The sequence below is a fragment of the Collinsella aerofaciens genome, from assembly GCF_015561195.1.
Taxonomy (GTDB): domain Bacteria; phylum Actinomycetota; class Coriobacteriia; order Coriobacteriales; family Coriobacteriaceae; genus Collinsella; species Collinsella aerofaciens_AC.
In genome coordinates, this window is sequence record NZ_JADMSU010000019.1 from 1 (window position 1) to 5,441 (window position 5,441).

The window sequence follows — 5,441 nt, forward strand, 5'->3', positions numbered from 1 at the left end:
CGGTCTGGCAATATATCTCCTTGCCGCGCGGCCCGGTCGGACCGGATCAGCCGCGGGGCGTGCACCTTGAGAACCGGATACTGCGAGGATGGACACTTACGAGTGTCGCATCCGGGCAGACATCGAACCATTTGAAATGGTCTAACTTGGATTTGTTTTTCGCAAGGCCGCCGAGAGGCGGCCCCGAGAAATTCCTTTTCCTATACAGAACCATATGAATCGAACGGAACCGATCAGCGTAACAGTTGTGAGGACCGGACGGGCTCGAAGCCCAGATATTTTGGACGGAGAGTTCGATCCTGGCTCAGGATGAACGCTGGCGGCGCGCCTAACACATGCAAGTCGAACGGCACCCACCTCCGGGTGGAAGCGAGTGGCGAACGGCTGAGTAACACGTGGAGAACCTGCCCCCTCCCCCGGGATAGCCGCCCGAAAGGACGGGTAATACCGGATACCCCGGGGTGCCGCATGGCACCCCGGCTAAAGCCCCGACGGGAGGGGATGGCTCCGCGGCCCATCAGGTAGACGGCGGGGTGACGGCCCACCGTGCCGACAACGGGTAGCCGGGTTGAGAGACCGACCGGCCAGATTGGGACTGAGACACGGCCCAGACTCCTACGGGAGGCAGCAGTGGGGAATCTTGCGCAATGGGGGGAACCCTGACGCAGCGACGCCGCGTGCGGGACGGAGGCCTTCGGGTCGTAAACCGCTTTCAGCAGGGAAGAGTCAAGACTGTACCTGCAGAAGAAGCCCCGGCTAACTACGTGCCAGCAGCCGCGGTAATACGTAGGGGGCGAGCGTTATCCGGATTCATTGGGCGTAAAGCGCGCGTAGGCGGCCCGGCAGGCCGGGGGTCGAAGCGGGGGGCTCAACCCCCCGAAGCCCCCGGAACCTCCGCGGCTTGGGTCCGGTAGGGGAGGGTGGAACACCCGGTGTAGCGGTGGAATGCGCAGATATCGGGTGGAACACCGGTGGCGAAGGCGGCCCTCTGGGCCGAGACCGACGCTGAGGCGCGAAAGCTGGGGGAGCGAACAGGATTAGATACCCTGGTAGTCCCAGCCGTAAACGATGGACGCTAGGTGTGGGGGGACGATCCCCCCGTGCCGCAGCCAACGCATTAAGCGTCCCGCCTGGGGAGTACGGCCGCAAGGCTAAAACTCAAAGGAATTGACGGGGGCCCGCACAAGCAGCGGAGCATGTGGCTTAATTCGAAGCAACGCGAAGAACCTTACCAGGGCTTGACATATGGGTGAAGCGGGGGAGACCCCGTGGCCGAGAGGAGCCCATACAGGTGGTGCATGGCTGTCGTCAGCTCGTGTCGTGAGATGTTGGGTTAAGTCCCGCAACGAGCGCAACCCCCGCCGCGTGTTGCCATCGGGTGATGCCGGGAACCCACGCGGGACCGCCGCCGTCAAGGCGGAGGAGGGCGGGGACGACGTCAAGTCATCATGCCCCTTATGCCCTGGGCTGCACACGTGCTACAATGGCCGGTACAGAGGGATGCCACCCCGCGAGGGGGAGCGGATCCCGGAAAGCCGGCCCCAGTTCGGATTGGGGGCTGCAACCCGCCCCCATGAAGTCGGAGTTGCTAGTAATCGCGGATCAGCATGCCGCGGTGAATGCGTTCCCGGGCCTTGTACACACCGCCCGTCACACCACCCGAGTCGTCTGCACCCGAAGTCGCCGGCCCAACCGAGAGGGGGGAGGCGCCGAAGGTGTGGAGGGTGAGGGGGGTGAAGTCGTAACAAGGTAGCCGTACCGGAAGGTGCGGCTGGATCACCTCCTTTCTAGGGAGATAAATCTTCTAGAGAGATCAGCTTAACTCGAATAGAGGGCAGGAGCCCGTCCGGTAGATGTCCGCCCGGAAGTCCCCGCAGCACCCGGTCCCCGGGGTCGCACCCGCGTACCTTGAGAGCCGCATAGCGATAGGAGAGAGATGGAAGATCATTCTTCCAGACTCGATTCTTTTCTGCGATTTAAAGACAGAATGATAGCAATCATTCATCCGATCCAAACAAGAAGAATTCACTTATGAATGAGTGAGGAGCATCTGATCGCGAGCACAGTACATAGACTGTGCCGCGGTATGAGATACCCGAATTGCGACATACGAGCGCTATTCATGATATCGATTAATTTAACTTAATTAGCGACACGTGGATATCCCGCGGGCCCGATGCGGTCCCGCAAGATACCACGGGCGCACGGCGGATGCCTTGGCACAGGGAGCCGATGAAGGACGCGGCAAGCTGCGATAATCCCCGGCGAGGAGCACACATCCTTCGACCCGGGGGTCTCCGAATGGGCGAACCCATGCACAGCAGTGTGCATATCCCCCCGCTGAACGCATAGGCGGGGGGAGGACAACCCGGGGAACTGAAACATCTAAGTACCCGGAGGAGAGGAAATCAATCTCGAGACTCCCCGAGTAGCGGCGAGCGAAAGGGGACCGATGGCCAAACCGTCGAGCGGGCATACCCGGCAGGGGTTCCGCCGACGGGGTTGCAGGGCCGCGCATCCGGGGGCTGCCGCCCCCGGGCGCAGGTCCGGCTGGGGAGCGGAACGGCATGGGAGGGCCGGCCGCAGCGGGTGACAGCCCCGTACGCGAACCCAGACCGGACGGCGCGACGCGGTCCCTGAGTAGGGCCGGGCACGTGAAACCCGGTCCGAACCTGGGTGGACCACCATCCAAGCCTGAGTACTACCCTGTGACCGATAGCGCACCAGTACCGTGAGGGAAAGGTGAAAAGCACCCCGGGAGGGGAGTGAAACAGTACCTGAAACCGTGCGCCCACGAGCAGTCGGAGCACCCTTCGGGGTGTGACGGCGTGCCTTTTGTAGAATGAGCCAGCGAGTCGCTGGCGCGGGGCGAGGTTAACCGAAAGGGAGCCGGAGCGAAAGCGAGCCTTAACAGGGCGACTTGAGTCCCGCGCCGCGGACGCGAAGCCGGGTGAGCTATCCGTGGGCAGGCTGAAGCGGGGGTAAGACCCCGTGGAGGGCCGAACGCACGTCGGTTGAAAACGGCGGCGATGACCTGCGGATAGGGGTGAAAGGCCAATCAAACCCGGAGATATCTCGTTCTCCCCGAAATAGCTTTAGGGCTAGCGTCGCGCGTTCACCGCCGGAGGTAGAGCACCGGATGGACGAGGGGGCTTCGCCGCCTACCGAATCCAACCGAACTCCGAATGCCGGCGGCCCAGAGCGCGGCAGTCAGAGCATGTGGGCTAAGCTGTGTGCTCGAGAGGGAAACAGCCCGGACCGCCCGCTAAGGTCCCCAAGTTCCAGCCGAGTGGCAAAGGATGTGCGTCCGCCCAGACAACCAGGATGTTGGCTTAGAAGCAGCCATCCATTCAAAGAGTGCGTAACAGCTCACTGGTCGAGTGGACATGCGCCGACAATACACGGGGCTAAGCTGGACACCGAAGCGGCGGGATTTTATCTATATAGAATCGGTAGGGGAGCTTCCCATGGGCGGTGAAGCCGCCGGGCGACCGGCGGTGGAGCGCATGGGAGTGAGAATGCTGGCATGAGTAGCGAGAGACGAGAGAGTAACTCGTCCGCCGTGAACCCGAGGTTTCCTGGGCAAGGCTAATCCTCCCAGGGTCAGTCGGGGGCTAAGGCGAGGCCGGGAGGCGTAGCCGACGCGCAGCAGGCAGACATTCCTGCACCGCGCACGCGGCGCTACGACCGACGGGGCGACGGATGGGGGTGGCTCGGCGGGGTTCTGGACGTCCCCGTGATGGAGCGCGGCCCGCGGACCAGGGAAATCCGGTCCGCAGAAGGGCGAGGCTCCGGACGAAGCGATTGAGCGAAGCGAGTGAGCCCGAGGTCCCTAGAAAAACCCCTAGGCAGGCGCGTGCGCGCCCGTACCGCAAACCGACACAGGTGGGTGGGTAGAACATACCGAGGCGATCGGGTCAACCATGGTCAAGGAACTCGGCACAATGGCCCCGTAACTTCGGGAGAAGGGGTGCCCGCGCGTACGTGAACGGACTTGCTCCGGGAGCGGAGGCGGGCCGCAGTGGAGAGGCCCAAGCGACTGTTTACCAAAAACACAGGACTCTGCAGAAGCCGCAAGGCGACGTATAGGGTCTGACGCCTGCCCGGTGCCGGAAGGTCACGCGGAGGAGTTAGCTTTCGAGCGAAGCCCCGAAGCCAAGCCCCGGTAAACGGCGGCCGTAACTATAACGGTCCTAAGGTAGCGAAATTCCTTGTCGGGTAAGTTCCGACCTGCACGAAAGGCGCAACGACTTGGGCGCTGTCTCGACCATGGACCCGGTGAAATTGCACTGGTCGTGAAGATGCGACTTACCCGCGGAAGGACGGAAAGACCCCGTGAACCTTCACTGCAGCTTGGCATTGGCCGCTGGTCCCGCGTGTAGAGGATAGGCAGGAGGCACAGATCCGGAGGCGCCAGCCCCCGGGGAGCCGCCCTTGGAATACTGCCCTCGCGCGACCGGCGTCCTAACCCGAGGCCGTCAACCGGCTCGGGGACCGTGCCAGGCGGGCAGTTTGACTGGGGCGGTCGCCTCCTAAAGGGTAACGGAGGCGCGCGAAGGTCCGCTCGGGACGGTCGGCAACCGTCCTTTTGAATGCAAGAGTACAAGCGGGCTTGACTGCGAGGCCCACAAGCCGAGCAGGTGCGAAAGCAGGCTCTAGTGATCCGGCGGCCCCGAGTGGGTGGGCCGTCGCTCAACGGATAAAAGGTACTCCGGGGATAACAGGCTGATCTTGCCCAAGAGTCCACATCGACGGCAAGGTTTGGCACCTCGATGTCGGCTCATCGCATCCTGGGGCTGGAGCAGGTCCCAAGGGTACGGCTGTTCGCCGTTTAAAGCGGTACGCGAGCTGGGTTCAGAACGTCGTGAGACAGTTCGGTCCCTATCCTCCGTGGGCGCAGGAGAATCGATGGAGGCTGCCCCCAGTACGAGAGGACCGGGGTGGACGCACCTCCGGTGAACCGGTTGTCGACCAACGGCACGGCCGGGTAGCCGCGTGCGGCGCGGATAACCGCTGAAGGCATCTAAGCGGGAAGCCGTTCCAGGGATTAGTTCTCCTTCCGGTAAGGGCCCAGGTAGACTACCTGGTCGATAGACGGCAGGTGCAAGGACGGCGACGTCCTCAGCCGAGCCGCACTAATCGCCCGAGCTCTTCCGGAACCGCACCTCGCGGCCCGCGGGACCCAGCGCCCATGCGCGCGGTCCGGGCACGAGGATGCCCCCGAGTCGGATCTTTCCTATGCGCCATGCGGCCCCCAGGGCACGTGAGTAGACACCGGACACCGTAACGGTGGGCGCCGCCCACCGGTCAGCGGCCAGAGCATGGGGGGCACGCCCGGTCCCGTTCCGAACCCGGAAGCTAAGCCCCATCGCGCCGAGAGTACTGCGGGGTCAGCCCGTGGGAGGCCAGGGCGCCGCTGACCGGTGGACGGCACCGAGCCG

3 rRNA genes are annotated in these 5,441 nt (G+C 63.6%); all 3 read left to right on the forward strand.

Features of this window, described 5'->3' with window-relative positions:
• Positions 1-281 precede the first annotated feature (281 nt).
• The 3 genes from I2H81_RS10210 (at position 282) to rrf (ending at position 5,422) form a co-directional block, all read left to right on the forward strand.
• A 16S ribosomal RNA gene (locus tag I2H81_RS10210) occupies positions 282-1,787 on the forward strand.
• A 397-nt stretch (positions 1,788-2,184) separates the two neighbouring features.
• Positions 2,185-5,159 (forward strand): 23S ribosomal RNA (locus I2H81_RS10215).
• Between the two features lie 147 nt (positions 5,160-5,306).
• A 5S ribosomal RNA gene (rrf, locus tag I2H81_RS10220) occupies positions 5,307-5,422 on the forward strand.
• Together the 16S, 23S and 5S rRNA genes form the textbook arrangement of a ribosomal RNA operon.
• Positions 5,423-5,441 lie beyond the last annotated feature (19 nt).